Origin of the sequence: Neorhizobium petrolearium (assembly GCF_017873175.1) — a bacterium.
Classification (GTDB): Bacteria; Pseudomonadota; Alphaproteobacteria; order Rhizobiales; family Rhizobiaceae; genus Neorhizobium; species Neorhizobium petrolearium.
The window spans coordinates 321,639-336,939 of record NZ_JAGGJW010000003.1 but is presented as its reverse complement, the minus strand read 5'-3'; the positions used below and the strand labels follow the sequence as shown (position 1 = coordinate 336,939).

General features: G+C 57.1%; 14 protein-coding genes. 5 read left to right on the top strand and 9 right to left on the bottom strand.

Going from position 1 to position 15,301, the window contains the following annotated elements; all coding sequences use genetic code 11:
* Positions 1–5: 5 nt before the first annotated feature.
* Positions 6–1,082 (top strand): saccharopine dehydrogenase family protein, encoded by a 1,077-nt coding sequence (locus J2046_RS07805; protein ID WP_210050705.1) that lies wholly within the window; start codon positions 6–8, stop codon positions 1,080–1,082.
* A gap of 163 nt (positions 1,083–1,245) precedes the next feature.
* On the opposite strand, the gene J2046_RS07800 is transcribed toward J2046_RS07805, so the two are convergent.
* The 6 genes from J2046_RS07800 to J2046_RS07775 all read right to left on the bottom strand — a co-directional run bounded on the left by J2046_RS07800 (position 1,246) and on the right by J2046_RS07775 (position 7,365).
* Positions 1,246–2,037, bottom strand: coding sequence for a helix-turn-helix transcriptional regulator (locus tag J2046_RS07800; RefSeq protein ID WP_210050704.1), 792 nt, complete (start codon positions 2,035–2,037; stop codon positions 1,246–1,248).
* Positions 2,038–2,542: 505 nt separating this feature from the next.
* A complete protein-coding gene (locus J2046_RS07795) occupies positions 2,543–3,406 on the bottom strand; it encodes a carbohydrate ABC transporter permease (RefSeq protein WP_210050703.1) in 864 nt (287 codons plus the stop codon).
* Complete coding sequence (locus J2046_RS07790) at positions 3,403–4,323, bottom strand: carbohydrate ABC transporter permease (protein ID WP_037152132.1); 921 nt, start codon at positions 4,321–4,323, stop codon at positions 3,403–3,405. Before J2046_RS07790 ends, J2046_RS07795 begins: the two co-directional genes overlap by 4 nt.
* A gap of 53 nt (positions 4,324–4,376) precedes the next feature.
* Positions 4,377–5,615: an extracellular solute-binding protein gene (locus tag J2046_RS07785; RefSeq protein WP_210050702.1), complete on the bottom strand. Its 1,239-nt coding sequence runs from the start codon at positions 5,613–5,615 to the stop codon at positions 4,377–4,379.
* A 43-nt stretch (positions 5,616–5,658) separates the two neighbouring features.
* Entirely contained in the window at positions 5,659–6,729 is a 1,071-nt protein-coding gene (locus tag J2046_RS07780) for an ABC transporter ATP-binding protein (protein ID WP_210050701.1), read from the bottom strand.
* Between the two features lie 18 nt (positions 6,730–6,747).
* Positions 6,748–7,365: an HAD-IA family hydrolase gene (locus J2046_RS07775; RefSeq protein ID WP_325169733.1), complete on the bottom strand. Its 618-nt coding sequence runs from the start codon at positions 7,363–7,365 to the stop codon at positions 6,748–6,750.
* Between the two features lie 628 nt (positions 7,366–7,993).
* Here J2046_RS07775 and J2046_RS07770 point away from each other — a divergent pair.
* From J2046_RS07770 to J2046_RS07755, 4 genes are all read left to right on the top strand, one after another.
* Positions 7,994–8,923 carry a sugar ABC transporter substrate-binding protein gene (locus J2046_RS07770; protein ID WP_210050698.1) on the top strand — a complete coding sequence of 310 codons (930 nt, stop codon included), beginning with the start codon at positions 7,994–7,996 and terminating at the stop codon, positions 8,921–8,923.
* Between the two features lie 68 nt (positions 8,924–8,991).
* The gene (locus J2046_RS07765) at positions 8,992–10,533 is read left to right on the top strand and encodes a sugar ABC transporter ATP-binding protein (protein WP_210050697.1); all 1,542 of its coding nucleotides are present in this window, start codon (positions 8,992–8,994) and stop codon (positions 10,531–10,533) included.
* 20 nt (positions 10,534–10,553) lie between these two features.
* Positions 10,554–11,582, top strand: a complete 1,029-nt coding sequence (locus J2046_RS07760; RefSeq protein ID WP_210050694.1) for an ABC transporter permease — start codon at positions 10,554–10,556, stop codon at positions 11,580–11,582.
* A gap of 16 nt (positions 11,583–11,598) precedes the next feature.
* A complete protein-coding gene (locus J2046_RS07755) occupies positions 11,599–12,426 on the top strand; it encodes a TIM barrel protein (RefSeq protein ID WP_210050692.1) in 828 nt (275 codons plus the stop codon).
* On the opposite strand, the gene J2046_RS07750 is transcribed toward J2046_RS07755, so the two are convergent.
* Genes J2046_RS07750 through iolE form a run of 3 tightly spaced genes read right to left on the bottom strand, consistent with a single transcriptional unit; the run spans position 12,423 to position 15,301 of the window.
* Positions 12,423–13,544, bottom strand: a complete 1,122-nt coding sequence (locus J2046_RS07750) for a Gfo/Idh/MocA family protein (protein WP_210050691.1) — start codon at positions 13,542–13,544, stop codon at positions 12,423–12,425. The genes J2046_RS07755 and J2046_RS07750 overlap by 4 nt on opposite strands.
* A 39-nt stretch (positions 13,545–13,583) precedes the next feature.
* The gene (gene iolB, locus J2046_RS07745) at positions 13,584–14,393 is read right to left on the bottom strand and encodes a 5-deoxy-glucuronate isomerase (RefSeq protein ID WP_210050690.1); all 810 of its coding nucleotides are present in this window, start codon (positions 14,391–14,393) and stop codon (positions 13,584–13,586) included.
* On the bottom strand, positions 14,390–15,301 hold the full coding sequence (gene iolE / locus J2046_RS07740) for a myo-inosose-2 dehydratase (RefSeq protein ID WP_210050689.1): 912 nt from the start codon (positions 15,299–15,301) through the stop codon (positions 14,390–14,392). The genes iolB and iolE overlap by 4 nt, the downstream gene beginning before the upstream one ends.

Sequence of the window (15,301 nt, the reverse complement as noted above, 5' to 3'; positions counted from 1 at the left end):
GGAACATGACAGTATTCAAGGTCACGATTTTCGGAGCGGGCAAGATCGGTTCCGCGTTGGCAATCGCCTTAAGCGCACGGGAAGAGTTCTCGGTTCTGGTGATAGACCCGTCGGAGCAGGCGCTCGATGGGCTTCGTGACCGACACCTGTCGGTGAAGTCTCATCTTTTCCGCCGGTGGGACGAACTGCCGGCTCTCCTGCGGGAAAGAGATGCAACCGTAGCGGCTGTACCTCAGCGTCTCGTGCCGGAAATCGCAAAGGCTGCGGTAGGGGCCGGGACACACTTTCTCGATTTCTCCCCTCTCCAGCCCGATACGCGGCAGATACTCGAACCCCTTGCCCGCCAACGAGTTATTCTGAATGGCTGCGGCGTTGCACCCGGTATCGTCGAAAACATCGCGACCGGCCTCATTGCCGATTCTGGCCCGATCCAGGATCTGACCATCCGGGTTGGCTCCATACCACGCTTTCCCACCAACCGTCTGGGTTACGGGCAGATTTGGGATGTTGACGGTCTGATCGACGAATATACGAAGCCCTGTGAAGCCATCCGTGACGGTCGCATGACAACTCTCACACCGTTGGAGGATATCGAGCGGATCATGCTGGATGGCGTTGCCTATGAGGGGTTCACCACGTCAGGCGGTCTCAAGGATCTCGAACTGTTCCGTCAAATGAAGGCTAGGAACGTTACGTTCAAGACGCTGCGCTATCCAGGTCATCTCGACTATATGCGCTTCCTGCTGGACGACCTCGGCCTGAAATTTCGGCGCGACATGCTGCGGTCCCTGTTCTTGAATGGTCTTCCGATCATCGAGGACGACGTGTTGCTGCTCTTCCTGACGGCGAAAGGATTGAGCGACAATCGGAAGGTTGAACGTTCGCTATCCGTGAAGTTCCGCCCGAATTCCGCTCTCGGTCCGTTTAATGCCATGACCGCCGTTGCTTCGGGCTATGCTGCGAGCCTGCTCTTGCTGCTTCGTCAAGGTGAACTGGGCACGGAGGGTTTCGTGGCTCACAATCGGGTCCCGAGCCAACGCCTTCTCGAAAGCAGCTTTCTCACACCTCTCGTGGGCGGATAAATCTTCGGAGGCTTTCGGCTCCGGATTTGACGACATCGCTCAGATGAATCAAGCGCTACCGCAAGCCCTGATGCGAAACTTCGAAGCACGCATTTCCGTAATCGGCCTGTCGGCGCTTTTATTCAGGTGATTGCCAAGGACGGAGCTGAAGCGGTGAATGGATTCAACCCCTGGGCGGCACAGCAGCCATTCTTTCCCGTGTTGATAGGCTGCCCAACAGGTCTGGTGGGATTTCATTGAAAACGTGATCGGAAGCAAGACCCGAGCCCGCAGGATGCATCGTAGATTGTGCAAGCAATGCAGCTTGCGTTCGGTTCGTCGCCCCGAGTTTTCGCATGATTTGCCGGACATGAACCTTCACCGTAGCCTCTTGCATGTTCAGTTCCCGAGCGATGTGCTTGTTCGATTTTCCGAACCGTAGACGTTCAAGCACTTCATGCTGGCGTTGCGTAAGGGTCGCCGAGGTTTCAGATGAACGATGATGCAGACTAGCGCCGGCGGTCACCGATGCCGAGAGGCTTGCAAGGAACGCTTCAGGAGGGAAATAAGTCCCCCCATGGATGATAAAGCTTAAGGCCCGTTTTACTATATCAAGAGGCAAAGCTGCAGGCAGAAATGCCTGAAAGCCTAAGCCTGCAACTACGACAGCGTCATTTGGATCATGCCTATCCGAGATAACGGCATAAGGGCCCTTGAACGCCGTTTTTACTGCCATGAGCAATTCTTGTTGCTTGTGATCGCTTAGTGATGCTCCTCCCATATTGATAATCACTAGGCGAATGAGATCCCCATAGTCATCATTGAACCTATGAATATCGTCGGGTGCATAAGATATAAGCTCAAAAGCTGCGTTACGCGCCCACGGCTCGAGTGCGGATAGAAGGCAGGCGCGCCGCATCTCAAGGATGTCAATCAGAACTATTGAGCCCGTCCTTTTTTCTTGCTCCATGTCCATAGTCGGATTCCCCCTGATTTCACTTGTTATCAAAGCTTCCTATTCTGTCAGCCATAAGGAGTAGATTTCTGATTTTCTGGTTAAATTAGATTTTTTATATTCTCTAATATCTAATACACCCTCAAGCGAGCATATGTCAAAGTCACTAGATGGAAAATCAGATTGGTATAATTTTGGCTTCTAAACATACATTTCATTGGCAGGAAATATTTCCATTTTTAGTTTAGTATTCGGGAGGCGGGAAAAGGAAATTCTTGATATTCATCAAGGATGGTGGGGTATTTCGTCTATCTCTGGACGAGCGGGCCTCCCATGCCCTCTGGATGCGAACACGCATGAGATGGCTATTCGCTCTCTTCCTGAGCTTGTATCCCGTGATCAAATTTTCGTGCAAACGTCAGCATTGTCTGAGAGCAGTTGGGCCCGTCTTTCGGCGGCAGTACGCGGTAGCCATGCCGAGGGTGCTCCGCCTCGACTTTCACCATCGCTCCGGACGAGCCCCGTTCTACTTCACCGCGCCCGCTGTCATGCCGTTGATGAACTGACGCGACATGATGATGTAGACGATGATGACCGGTGCAGAGGACAGCAACAGACCGGCAAATAGCACACCCCAGTCGGTCGTATACTCGCCCATGAAAGTCGTAAGCCCCTGAGGAAGCGTTTTGAGGTTGTCCTTCTGGATGAAGATCAGGGGAAAGAAGAAATCGTTCCAGATAGGAACGACGTTCTGAATGCAAGAAATGACAAGCGCCGGTCGCACCAGCGGCAGCATGATCGACCACATGATCCTCGGCTCGCTCGCGCCATCCATGCGCGCGGCATCTTCGAGCTCGTTAGGCAACGTGCGGATGAAGCCGGTCATGATGAAGACCGTTGTTGGCAGGCCCATCGCGACGTAGATCAGGATCAATGAGAGCTGCGTGTTCAGGATGCCGAGATCACGCATGAGAATGAACAGCGGGATGATGGCAAGCTTCAACGGCAGCGTCAGTCCGGCAAGGAAGAACATCAGCACGAAGCTTGCGCCCCAGAACCGGTATCTTGCGATCCCATAAGCCGCCATCGTGCCGAGAGCCAGGATGATGACGATCGCCGAGGTCGTCACAATCACCGAATTGAGGAGATATCTCAAGAAGTTGGTTTCGGTCCAGATTTTCACGATATTGGTGACGTTGGAAAAATCGGGGATCGAAAAGGGCGACTGGAAGATCTGTGCATTCGTCTTGAATGCTGCAAAGACCATGATGACGATGGGGGCAAGCATGACTGCTGTGTTCAGGATCAGGATGATCTGAATAAGACCGTCCCGGCCGAGCGCGGACAGAACGCCCCGCCGGTCGTAGTAGCTTTCGGAAGCAGCGCTCATATCTGAATCTCTCTGGCGCGCAGCCTGAACGTGATGAAACCCGCCACAATGGCAATGAAGAGAAAAATGAGGACCGCGAGCGCGCTGCCCGCGCCGAAATCCTGCGCTGCGCCTGACTGGTTGCCGAATGCCGTCCGATAGAAATAGAGGCCGAGCACGTCGGTGGCGCCATGCGGGGAACCGTCGAGGCCTGCCATCACATAAGGCAGTTCGAACCAGTTGAAGCTGCCGACGAAGAGCAGCGTGAAGACGACGGTCGCGCTCGGCGCAACCAGCGGCCAGACGATCTTGCTGATCTTGACCCACTCGCTCTCGGTCTCCATCCGGACCGCATCGAGAATTTCACCTGGAATGCGCTGCATGCCAGCGAGAAAAACCAAGGTCGGAAAGCCCACCATGTGCCAGGCGTTGGCAGCGATCAGCGCCCAGAGCGCGGTGGAGTCCTGCCCGAGCCAGGGCTGCGCAAGACTGCCAAGCCCGACGCCGCGAAGCGAGATATTCACCACTCCGAAAAGCGGATGGAGGAAAAGCTTCCATAGGAAGCCGACGATAATGGTCGAGAGCACTACGGGAAGAAAGACGGAGATGCGGTGGAACGCTGCACCCGGCAACTCACGCCAGAGGCAATAGGCAAGCAGGAAGCCGACGCCGTTCTGCAGCACCATCAGCGCGAAGAAGACCAGGACGTTGTGCAGGAAAGCGTTGACCGTCCATTCCATATAAGGCTGTGTGAACAGGACCTTGTAGAAGTTTGCGAAGCCGACAAATTCGCCTCGCGCCAATCCATGCCATTGGAAAAAGGCATAGGCGAAGGCCGAAGCGATAGGGTAGACGACAAACAGAGCAACGAAGGCAAGCGGCGGCACGATGAGCGCCGAAATCCATAGCCTGCGCGCCATAAGAGGCGATCCGGGCATCACAACTCTCTTCATGTTAGGAGGGGGCAGCGGTTGCTGCCCCTGCATCTGGATCACTTCTTGAAGGGGGCGTACCAGTTGGCAAGCCCGGTCGTCAGGTTCTTGCCGACCTCTTCCGGGGTCGCCTTGCCGCTGAGTAGTTTCTGGATCTCGCTCTGCAAGAGGACGGAACCCGATGGCTCACCGTAACGGAAATGCACCAGCATGATATAGGGGATGGAGTGCTTGTTGAGCTCCGCCACTTCGCCCAGGAGCTCATTCCTGAACGTAACACCCGGCACAGCCGAGATGTTGTTCAAGCCGTCTGCAAACATCTGCCCGAACTCCTGGCTGGCAAGGAAATTCACGAACTTGAGCGCCGCTTCCTTGTTTGCTGTCTTGGCGTTGACGGCATAGCCGCCATCGAAATACTGCGCGACGAGCTTTTCGTCTTCCGCCTTCAGGCCGGGAGTGGCGAAGATGCCGAGCTTGATATCGGGATTCTGTTTCTTGAAATTCGACAGTTCGTAGGAGCCGCCGACGAACATGCCCGCCATGCCCGAAGAAAAGAGCTGCTGCGCGGAGGCATAATCGAGGCCGATGAAACCGTCGGGGAAATATTTGCTGATTTCCTTAAGCTTGGTAAGCGCCTCGACATAGCGCTTGTCGGTGAAGTCGGCCTTGCCGCCCATCAGATCGTCATAGAAGGCGCGACCCATGATCGTGGAGGCGATGCCGCCAACGACCACTTCATTCTGCCACGCAGTCGCCGTTCCGTTTGCGAACGGCATGATGCCTGCCGCTTTCAGCTTTTCCGATACCTGGACAAGTTCGTCCCAGGTCTGCGGCTCGCTGATGCCGTTCTTTTCGAAGACGTCCTTGTTGTAGATGACCAGCATGGTCTGGCTGGCGAAAGGCACGGCATAGGTCGTCTTGTCTGAACGCATGCTCTCAGCAGCGAGCGCAGCCGGTGCGAAATTTGCTAAAGCAGGCACGTTGTCCTTGTCGAGGGGTAGCAGGTAACCACCACTTGCGACCGTCTCAAGGCCGCCATACGCGCGGGCGAACATCACGTCCGGGCCCGACCCGCCGGCGAGTGCCGTCGACAGGATGGTGTTGTAATTGGTCGCCTCGAAAGCCTCGAATTTGACGGTGATGCCCGGGTTCTTCGCTTCGAATGCGTCGATGAACTTTTCGTATTGCGCCTTGTCTTCCTGGCGCCAGCTCCAGAACGTCAATTCCTGCGCGGCCGCCGGCAGAGCCGTCGCCAAAGCTCCCAGCGCGGCTATCGTGCTCAAAACTAGCTTTTTCATCTGGTTCCTTCCTCTTTGATATTTATAGGAGACAAACATGGTTTCAGGCCGCCAACCTCTCCCCCGTTGTCCGGCTGAAATAATGCACCGCTTCCGGAGCGACGCTCACCACGACAGGCGCGTCGGGCTTAAGAGCTGTTCCGTCGGAGGACCGGACGCTGACAAGCGTTCCGTCGCCGAGCCTCACATAGACATAGGTATTGTCGCCCAGGTATTCGGTGTAGACGACGTTGCCCCGGAAACCGCTGGTCGCCTCGCCGGTAGAAACCGTGAGCGCGTCAGGCCGAACGCCGATGACCAGGTCCCGCTCATCCGAGGGCGGAAGCCTGTCGAGCCTAACGGAGCCTGATCCGGCAAGTCCGAGGTTATTGCCGCTCCGCTCGACGTTGAGGAGCGCCATGCGCGGCGAGCCGATAAAAGTCGCGACGAATGTGTTCGCAGGTCTTTCGTAGAGTTCCCGCGGGCTGCCGAACTGTTCCACTTTGCCGTTATTCATGACGACGATACGGTCGGCCAGCGTCATGGCTTCGACTTGATCATGGGTGACGTAGATCGTCGTGCCGCCGATCTCCCGGTGAAGCCTGGCGATCTCAAGCCGCACATCGGAGCGGAGCGCTGCGTCCAGGTTGGATAGCGGCTCGTCCAGCAGCAAGACCTTTGGCTTTCTGACCAGAGCACGCCCAATCGCGACGCGCTGGCGCTGCCCGCCGGAGAGTTCCCGCGGCTTGCGCTTGAGCAGCGGGTCGAGCCGTAGCATTTTGGACGCCTCATCGATGCGACGATCGATCTCGATCCCGTCCAGCCCCATCAGGCGCGCGCCGAAAGCCATGTTCTCATAGACATCCATATGCGGATAGAGCGCGTAGGACTGGAAGACCATGGCAATTCCGCGCCTGGAAGGCGCCACCTCGTTCATGCGCCTGTCGTCGACGCGGAACTCACCTGCGCTGATCGAGTCGAGACCGGCAATCAGCCTGAGCAGCGTCGACTTTCCACATCCCGACGGCCCAACGAAAACGATGAATTCCTTGTCGGCGATTTCGAGATCGATGCCGTGCAGCACATTGACAGCGTTGAAATTCTTTCTGATGCCATTGAGGGTCATCCGTGCCATGGCGGGACTCCATCCTTTTCAGTTCAAGGGCTGATCGGCGGCAAGCGCCTCAAGCATTCTCGCCGTTTCAACCGGATCGCGATGCACGATGCAATGCTGCCATCCGATCTTCCGTGCTGCGATGATATTTTCTTCGATGTCATCGACATAGACGACTTCCTTGTCGGAGCATCGCTCGGTTCGTGACACTTCCTGAAAAATCATGTGGTCAGGCTTCTCCAGGCCTATTTCATGTGAAAGGTATTCATGGTCGAAATAGCCAGGGCCTAGAAGATTCTCGCTTATGTAGCGCCAGTGAATGGCCTGATTGTTGCTCAGGCACACGACCCGATGGTGCCTTCGCAGCCGCCGGACAAAGTCTATGAATTCGCCGTATCCTTCGGCAACGTAGGCATGTTCGGCTTCGTAAATGCGATCTGATGACACTGCGAACATGTCGGCGAGCTTGCGCACGTAATCGGGTTCCGTTGATCGCCCCAATCGAAAATTCCGGAAGATTGCCTCCGGAGCATCGCTGTAGCGGAATGAGAGATCGGTGTCCCCGGCCCGTGATATGGCCCGGTCACGTGAAGCCGGATCAAGCTTCACGAAAACGCCGCCGATATCAAAGATGAAGAGCTTATCTCGTTTCTCCATGATCCGGTTCCGGCACTTGTCCCTCGTATTGGCAGGCACAACCTATTAGATAATTCCGTTCTGTCAATTAATATTGGAATTTTTTATTCGTACCAAATATTTTCAATAGTCTAGCGAAATGAGTTTGCCGGCATGCAGCGGATACCCGGCCGATAAAACATCAAAGCCGGAAGCAAGGTGTGGCCGTGGAGCGCGTCTTCGCCCTAGCCGGCTCTTCATTTGCATTTGCAAATGCAAAATCAGGTTTGGAAAGACAATCCTCGGCGGTTGTCTCAGAAACTCAGCCTCGAAGATGCGAATTGGAATATATAATTCCAAATTATATAGGAATTAAGAATTTTATATCGGCCGCATGTCATTGATGGGAGGCGATGGGATGGTGATGCGGTTTGGGGTATCGAAAAAGGCGCCGCGCATTCCGTTATGGTGACTGCCAGCAATCGATTTCCAGCGGCCACCATTGACTAGTTTTCGGAAAAATGGAATAAATCATCTGCATTTCTAAAGTAACGGTTCATTTATTCCGTTTTGCTGCCGCGTCGGGAGCGTGGCGTGCGGATATGCAACCGGCCGGGAGGGCTGGTTTCCGGATGGACGGGTGCCCGGACACCCCAGAGGAGGACATCACATGAAAAAGCTTTTCCTGAGCGCTGCTCTGTCGGTTTTGCTGAACACGGCGGCTCATGCTGAAACCATTGGTGTTTCGATGGCGTTGTTCGACGATAACTTCCTGACTGTTCTGCGCAGTGGCATGCAGGACTATGCGAAGACGCTCGACGGTGTGACACTTCAGGTCGAAGATGCGCAGAACGATGTCGCCAAGCAGCAGAGTCAGATTCAGAACTTTATCGCCGCCGGAGTTGATGCGATTATCGTCAACCCGGTTGATACCGATGCCACCACGGCCATGTCCAAGATTGCTGCGGATGCGGGCATTCCGCTGGTCTACGTGAACCGCGAACCGGTGAATGTGGATAGTCTGCCTGACAAGCAGGCTTTCGTGGCATCCGAGGAAATTGTTGCTGGCACGCTTGAAACCAAGGAAGTATGTCGGCTGCTGGGCGGCAAGGGTAATGTCGTTATCATGATGGGCGAACTTTCCAACCAGGGCGCCCGTATGCGCACCAAGGCGGTGCATGACGTCGTCGCTGCTGATGAATGCAAAGGCATGAAAGTCGTTGAGGAGCAGACGGCCAACTGGCAACGCACGCAAGGTGCTGATCTTGTCACCAATTGGCTCTCCAGTGGAATCGAATTTGACGCCGTGATCTCCAACAATGACGAGATGGCGATTGGCGCGATCCAAGCATTGAAGGCCGCCGGCAAGGATATGAAGAACGTCGTCGTCGCAGGTGTCGACGCCACCCAGGACGCGCTTGCCGCCATGCAGGCGGGTGACCTGGATGCGACTGTGTTTCAGGATGCCGCGGGCCAGGGCAAGGGTGCGCTGGATGCTGCGCTGAAACTTGCCAAAGGGGAGGAGGTGGACAAGAAGGTTTACATCCCCTTCCAGCTCGTCACGCCCGCAAACGTCAAGGATTTCATCGCCAAGAACTGATCCGTTCTGCATGGGCTGCGCTTCGGCATGGCCCATGCTTCGCTTTTTTGCGAGAGGAGGAGACGAAAATGGCCGTCAGCCCTGCAACCATGGCCGCCATACGCAAGAGCGGTGCGATCCCGAACGCGGAGTTCCTGCTGATGGCAGAGGGTATCCGCAAGGAATTCCCGGGTGTCGTCGCGCTCGACGACGTCTCCTTTCGCCTCAAACGTGGCAGTGTCCATGCGCTGATGGGCGAGAACGGCGCGGGTAAATCGACGCTGATGAAAATACTTGCGGGGATCTACAAGCCAGACCAGGGGCGCGTACAGCTCAAGGGGGTCGATATCCGCCTGGATTCCCCTCTCGACGCGTTGGAAAACGGAATTGCCATGATCCATCAGGAGCTGAATCTGATGGCTTACATGACGGTGGCGGAGAACATCTGGATCCGTCGGGAGCCGTTGAACCGGTTCGGTCTGATCGATCATGGCGAGATGAGCCGCAGGACGGAGGAGCTGTTCCAGCGTCTCAACATAGCAATCGATCCTGAGACTCCGGTCAAGGAACTCTCCGTCGCCAATCGTCAGATGGTCGAGATCGCCAAGGCGGTTTCCTATGAATCCGACGTCCTGATCATGGACGAGCCGACCTCGGCGCTGACCGAGCGAGAGGTCAGCCACCTCTTCCAGATCATCCGCAGTCTTCGCGACCAAGGCATCGGCATCGTCTACATCACTCACAAGATGAACGAACTCTTTGAGATCGCGGACGAGTTTTCCGTTTTCCGGGACGGAAAATATATCGGCACCCGCTCCTCCAAGGACGTCACTCGCGACGACATCATTCGGATGATGGTCGGCCGCGAGATCACGCAGATGTTTCCGAAGGAGGACGTACCGCTCGGCGAGATCGTCCTTTCGGTCAAAGGACTGACGCTCGGAAGCATCTTCCGCGATGTGTCATTTGAGGTGCGCGCCGGCGAAATCCTGGGCGTTGCGGGTCTGGTCGGTTCGGGGCGTTCCAACGTCGCGGAGACTTTGTTCGGTGTCACGCCTGCGACATCGGGCACGATCTCGATCGACGGCAAGGAAGTCGTAATCGACAATCCGACCACGGCCATCCGTCATCGCATGGCTTTCCTGACAGAAGACCGGAAGGACACCGGCTGCTTGCTGATTCTCGATGTTCTCGAGAACATGCAGATCGCCGTCCTGCAGGACAAGTTCGTGAGTAATGGCTTCGTTCATGAAACGGATGTTGCTGCGGCATGTGAGGATATGTGTCGCAAGCTGAGGGTGAAGACCCCGAGCCTGCAGGAGAAGATCGAGAACCTCTCCGGCGGCAATCAGCAGAAGGTCCTGATCGGGCGCTGGCTGCTGACCAATCCGCGCATACTGATCCTTGACGAACCAACGCGCGGCATTGATGTCGGCGCTAAAGCCGAGATCCACCGTCTCGTCACGGAAATGGCGAAACAAGGCGTCGCTGTCATCATGATCTCCTCGGAGATGCCGGAAATCCTCGGAATGAGCGACCGGATCATGGTCATGCACGAAGGTCGCGTTACCGGATTTCTGACCCGGGAGGAAGCAACACAGGTCAAAGTCATGGAACTCGCCTCACACTAGGGCGGCTTCGGGGAGGAAAAATGAGCAGCGAAAGCCTTGTCAAACCTGACCTGAAGGTCAAGACCGCCCATCGCCGGAGGCGGATGCCGCCGGAGGTGAACATCTTCCTCGTGTTGATCGGCATAGCCTTGGTCTATGAACTGCTCGGCTGGATCTTCGTCGGGCAGAGCTTCCTGCTCAATCAGCAGCGACTGACAATCATGATCCTGCAGGTATCGGTGATCGGGATCATTGCGGTGGGGGTGACCCAGGTCATCATCACCGGTGGGATCGATCTCTCGTCCGGATCGGTCGTCGGCATGACGGCCATGTTGTCCGCCAGCTTCGCCCAGTCCTCCACCTGGCCGCGCGCACTCTACCCGAGCTTGACGGACCTGCCGTTCTTCATTCCGATCGGGGTCGGCATTCTGGCGGGACTTCTGGCCGGCTACATCAATGGACAGCTGATCGCCAAGACAAAAATTCCGCCCTTCATCGCCACGCTTGGCATGATGGTGACCGCCCGCGGCATTTCGAAGTGGTACACCAAAGGCCAGCCGGTCTCTGGTCTCACCGAGCAGTTCACTTTCGTCGGAACAAGCATATGGCCGGTCGTGGTCTTCCTCCTGGTTGCGGTCATCTTCCACGTGGCGCTGCGATATACCCGCTACGGCAAGTTTACCTATGCCATCGGTGCGAATGTCCAGGCGGCGCGGGTATCGGGCATCGATGTGGAACGGCATATCGTCAAGGTCTATGCAATTGCCGGCATGCTTGCCGGACTTGCCGGTGTGGTGACTGCTGCCCGTGCGCAAACGGCGCAGGCTGGCATGGGTGTAATGTATGAGCTCGATGCCATCGCTGCAGCGGTCATCGGCGGCACTTCGCTCGCCGGCGGTGCAGGACGGATCACCGGCACGGTCATCGGCACCATCATCCTTGGCGTCATGACCTCCGGCTTCACCTTCCTGAGAGTCGATGCTTATTATCAGGAGATCGTCAAAGGCATGATCATCGTTGCCGCTGTCGTCGCCGATGTCTATCGCCAAAAGAAGCGTGCCCAGCGCTGAACAAGGAACATCTGCGATGGCGATCGCCTTCGGCCTCAATCATATAGCGGCGACCCGCCTGCCGCTCGGCTCGTTTTTCGATCTTGCAAAGAGGCTGGGCATCAGCGCCGTCGAAATCCGCAACGATCTTCCCGGTCGGGCAATCCTCGACGGTACGCCTCCCGCAGACGTCAAAGCGACCGCCGAGGAGCGGAACCTCTCGATTCTTTCGATCAATGCATTGCAGCGCTTCAACAAGTGGAATGGTGCGCGTGAGACCGAGGCGCGCGCCCTTGTGTCCTATGCCGAGGCTTGCGGTGCGAAGGCGCTTGTCCTCGTTCCCGTCAATGATGGTCATAGCCATGCCGGCAAGGACAGGCTCGGCGACCTGAGGATCGCGCTGCGGCAGTTGCGGCCGCTGCTCGACGATGCGGGCCTCATTGGGCTTGTCGAGCCCCTGGGTTTTGTCGGCTGCTCGCTGCGTTCGAAGAGGGAAGCGGCTGACGCAATCGGAGAACTTGGTTTCGAAAAGACCTTCCGGCTGGTTCACGATACCTTTCACCACATGCTCGCGGAAGAAGCGGATTTCTTTCCGCAGCTGACCGGCCTGGTGCATATTTCAGGCGTGACCGATAGGAGGACGCCGGTCGGCGGTTTGCGCGACTCCCACCGAGTGCTGGTGGATGCAGGCGATCGTCTCGATAACCTTGGCCAGATTCGCACGCTGCTCCGTGGTGGCTATGAAGGATCATTCTCCTTTGAGCCCTTTGCCGAAGAGGTGCATGAACTCGACGATCCGGCCGCAGCATTGAGGGCCAGCATGGATTTCATGTCCTTGCATCTCCATTCCCTGGAGAGCGCTTAGCTTTCCAGGGGGCGGACCCAGCGGCGTTCTGCAAAGGAACGGGCCATGGCGTGGATGCTGCGCTCGATCCTCAAGCCGTCATCGAAGTGGATCAGGTGCGCTTTTTCGCCTCTGATCGCCGATATCAATTCCCGGCATTCGATGATCTTCAGGTCGTTGAAGCCAAGGCCGTGGCCGGGTGCGGGGATGAAGCGATCATAGGGCGCATGGACCGGAGCAGCCAAAATCCTGCGGAAGCCCTGTTCCGCTTTTCCCCCGGCATTCTGGAAGAGTTCGATCTCGTTCATCTGTTCCTGATCGAAGAGGATCGAACCTGTGGAACCGAAGATCTGCAAGGCGATGCGGCCTTTTCGACCCCAGGCGGAGCGGTTGGCCATGAGCACGCCGGAGATGCCGCCCTCAAGCCGCAGCAGGACGCTTGCGATATCATGGTTCTCGACCGCGCGCGATCCGCCATCGGCAATCGGCCGTTCGGCATAGGGTTTTACAATGTCGGCGATGACTGCCTCCACATGACCGAAGAGGACGAAGAGCAATGACAAGGGGTGCACGGCGAAATCGTCGAGCGCACCATAGCCAGAGCTTGCCTCGCTCTTCCAATAGAAGGGGGCCTGTGGATCGGCCATGAAATCCTCGTCCATTTCGACGCGGAGATGATTGACGGTACCGATTGCGCCCGCGTCAATCAGCGCCTTGATATGACGGATCATCGGGTTCTGGATATAATTGTAGCCCATCGCGGCGACCTTGCCGGATCGCGCGGCCGCCGTCTGCATGCGTTCTGCATCGGCAAGCAGCGGCGCCATCGGCTTCTCGCACCAGACATGCTTTCCGGCTTCGAGCGCGGCGATCGCCATGTCTGCATGAAAGGCGTTCGGCGTGGTGACGGAGACGACGTCCACGTCCGGATTGTCGATGACGTCCCTCCAGTTACCCGTCGAAGTGGCGAAGCCCAGCTCGGCGGCCTTGCGGGCGGCGAGGTCGGCATTCACTTCGGCGAGTGCCACCAGCCTCGGCCGCTCCACATCGCCGAACACGCCGGCAGCCGAATTCCACGCCAGGGCATGGCATTTGCCCATATAGCCTGTGCCGATCAGGCCGACGCCCAAACCTGTCATCTCATCCTCCCGAACGGCATGCGAATATCGAACGGCGCGTCACGGATTGTCGCGCCGGAAAATCCAGTCGTGGTCCGGATGATTCTTGAACCGCCATTTGCGGATCGGGCCGGCCATGACATTGAGGTAGTACATCTCATAACCGTAGGGCGCGCCGCAGGGATGGTGCCCCTTGGGCACCAGAACCAGGTCGCCGTCCGAGACGGCCATGGTCTCGTCGAGCGAACCATCCTCCGTAAAGACGCGCTGGAAGCCAAAACCCTGCGACGGATTGAGCCGATGATAATAGGTCTCTTCCAGATAGGTCATGTCAGGGAAATTGTCCTCGTCATGCCGATGCGGAGGATAGGAGGACCAGTTTCCGGGAGGAGTGAAGACCTCCGTCACGAGCAGGCTGTCGGCCACATCGCGCTCCTCCATCGCGATCGGATAGATGTAGCGCATATTGGCATCCTTGCCGCGCGTGTTGAGCGTCAGGCCTTCGGGACCGATCGCCATTGCCTCGCGGCCGGGTTTTCCCGGTGCGGTGCAGACAGCCAGTTCGCAGTCGGTGGTGGCGCAGGCGCTCCACTCGGAATCTGCGGGAATGTAGACGCAATGCGGCGGCTTGCGTTCGAACACGTTCATCCGGTCGCCGAGTTCTCCGAAATTCTTGCCCCCGCCGCTGATCTCGGCCTTGCCTTCGACAAGCACAAGGATGGCTTCCTTGTCTCCGGTCTTCTCCGCGGCGGTTTCGCCGGGTTTCAGTTTATAGAGTCCGAAACCGACATATCCCCACCCCGCATCCTTGGGCGTCACGCCATGGACTTTGCCGGATATGCCTTTCGGCTTTCGAAGCAGGTTTGTCATGCAGCCGCCTCCGCCTTGTCCAGCCCGGCAGCCTTCGCCATCGCCTTCAGCGAGGAAAGCCCGAGGCTCTGGTATTCGAACGGGTTGCGCACATCCGGGTCCTGCTCGGCTTCGATCACAAGCCAGCCCCGGTAGCCGTGTTCGGCGGCAATCTTCAGCACTGGCGAGAAGTCCACGCCCCCTTCCCGATCGCCGGGAACCGTGAAGACGCCGCGCCGGACACCTTCAAGGAAGGAGAGGTTCCCCTCCCGAACCTGACGGGCGATTTCCGGCCGCACGTTTTTCGCATGGATATGACTGACGCGCGCCATGTACTTGCTCGCGACGCGCTCCGGATCCCCGCCGCCGAACAGGCAATGGCCGGTATCGAGCAAGAGCTTGGTGTGCGGGCCGCTATTCTCCATCAGCTTGTCGATTTCGTCTTCGCTTTCAACGATCGTTCCCATGTGATGGTGATAGACCAGCGTAATTCCCTGGCTTGCCGCATATTCGGCCAGCGTCTCGACACCCGCACCAAAGGATTTCCATTGATCCTCGGCGAGTTTCGGCCGGTTGTTCAACGCTTTGTTGTCGTCGCCGTGGATCGCGTTCGAGGTTTCGCAGACGATGATCACCTTCGAGCCCATCGTTTTGAGGAGATCGAGCGCCGGTTGCATGGCGGTCTTTTCTTCCTCGACCGAATTCGTAAGCAGGTTCAGCGAATGCCAGCCGGATACATAACACAGCCCGCGCGGTTCCAGTGCGGTTTTCAAAGCTTGCGGCTCCTGCGGGAATTTGTGCCCCTTCTCGATGCCGTCGAATCCGATTTTAAACGCTTCGTCCAGGCATTGGTCGAGGCTGATATGGGCGCCGAGCGAACGGTCGTCGTCGTTCGACCAGGCGATGGGATTGGTGCCGTAGAGAATCAT

Coding starts and splice junctions, on each gene's coding strand:
- J2046_RS07805 (WP_210050705.1), top strand. CDS start 6: ATGACAGTATTCAAGGTCACGATTTTCGGAGCGGGCAAGATCGGTTCC.
- J2046_RS07800 (WP_210050704.1), bottom strand. CDS start 2,037: ATGGACATGGAGCAAGAAAAAAGGACGGGCTCAATAGTTCTGATTGAC.
- J2046_RS07795 (WP_210050703.1), bottom strand. CDS start 3,406: ATGAGCGCTGCTTCCGAAAGCTACTACGACCGGCGGGGCGTTCTGTCC.
- J2046_RS07790 (WP_037152132.1), bottom strand. CDS start 4,323: ATGCCCGGATCGCCTCTTATGGCGCGCAGGCTATGGATTTCGGCGCTC.
- J2046_RS07785 (WP_210050702.1), bottom strand. CDS start 5,615: ATGAAAAAGCTAGTTTTGAGCACGATAGCCGCGCTGGGAGCTTTGGCG.
- J2046_RS07780 (WP_210050701.1), bottom strand. CDS start 6,729: ATGGCACGGATGACCCTCAATGGCATCAGAAAGAATTTCAACGCTGTC.
- J2046_RS07775 (WP_325169733.1), bottom strand. CDS start 7,365: ATGGAGAAACGAGATAAGCTCTTCATCTTTGATATCGGCGGCGTTTTC.
- J2046_RS07770 (WP_210050698.1), top strand. CDS start 7,994: ATGAAAAAGCTTTTCCTGAGCGCTGCTCTGTCGGTTTTGCTGAACACG.
- J2046_RS07765 (WP_210050697.1), top strand. CDS start 8,992: ATGGCCGTCAGCCCTGCAACCATGGCCGCCATACGCAAGAGCGGTGCG.
- J2046_RS07760 (WP_210050694.1), top strand. CDS start 10,554: ATGAGCAGCGAAAGCCTTGTCAAACCTGACCTGAAGGTCAAGACCGCC.
- J2046_RS07755 (WP_210050692.1), top strand. CDS start 11,599: ATGGCGATCGCCTTCGGCCTCAATCATATAGCGGCGACCCGCCTGCCG.
- J2046_RS07750 (WP_210050691.1), bottom strand. CDS start 13,544: ATGACAGGTTTGGGCGTCGGCCTGATCGGCACAGGCTATATGGGCAAA.
- iolB (WP_210050690.1), bottom strand. CDS start 14,393: ATGACAAACCTGCTTCGAAAGCCGAAAGGCATATCCGGCAAAGTCCAT.
- iolE (WP_210050689.1), bottom strand. CDS start 15,301: ATGATTCTCTACGGCACCAATCCCATCGCCTGGTCGAACGACGACGAC.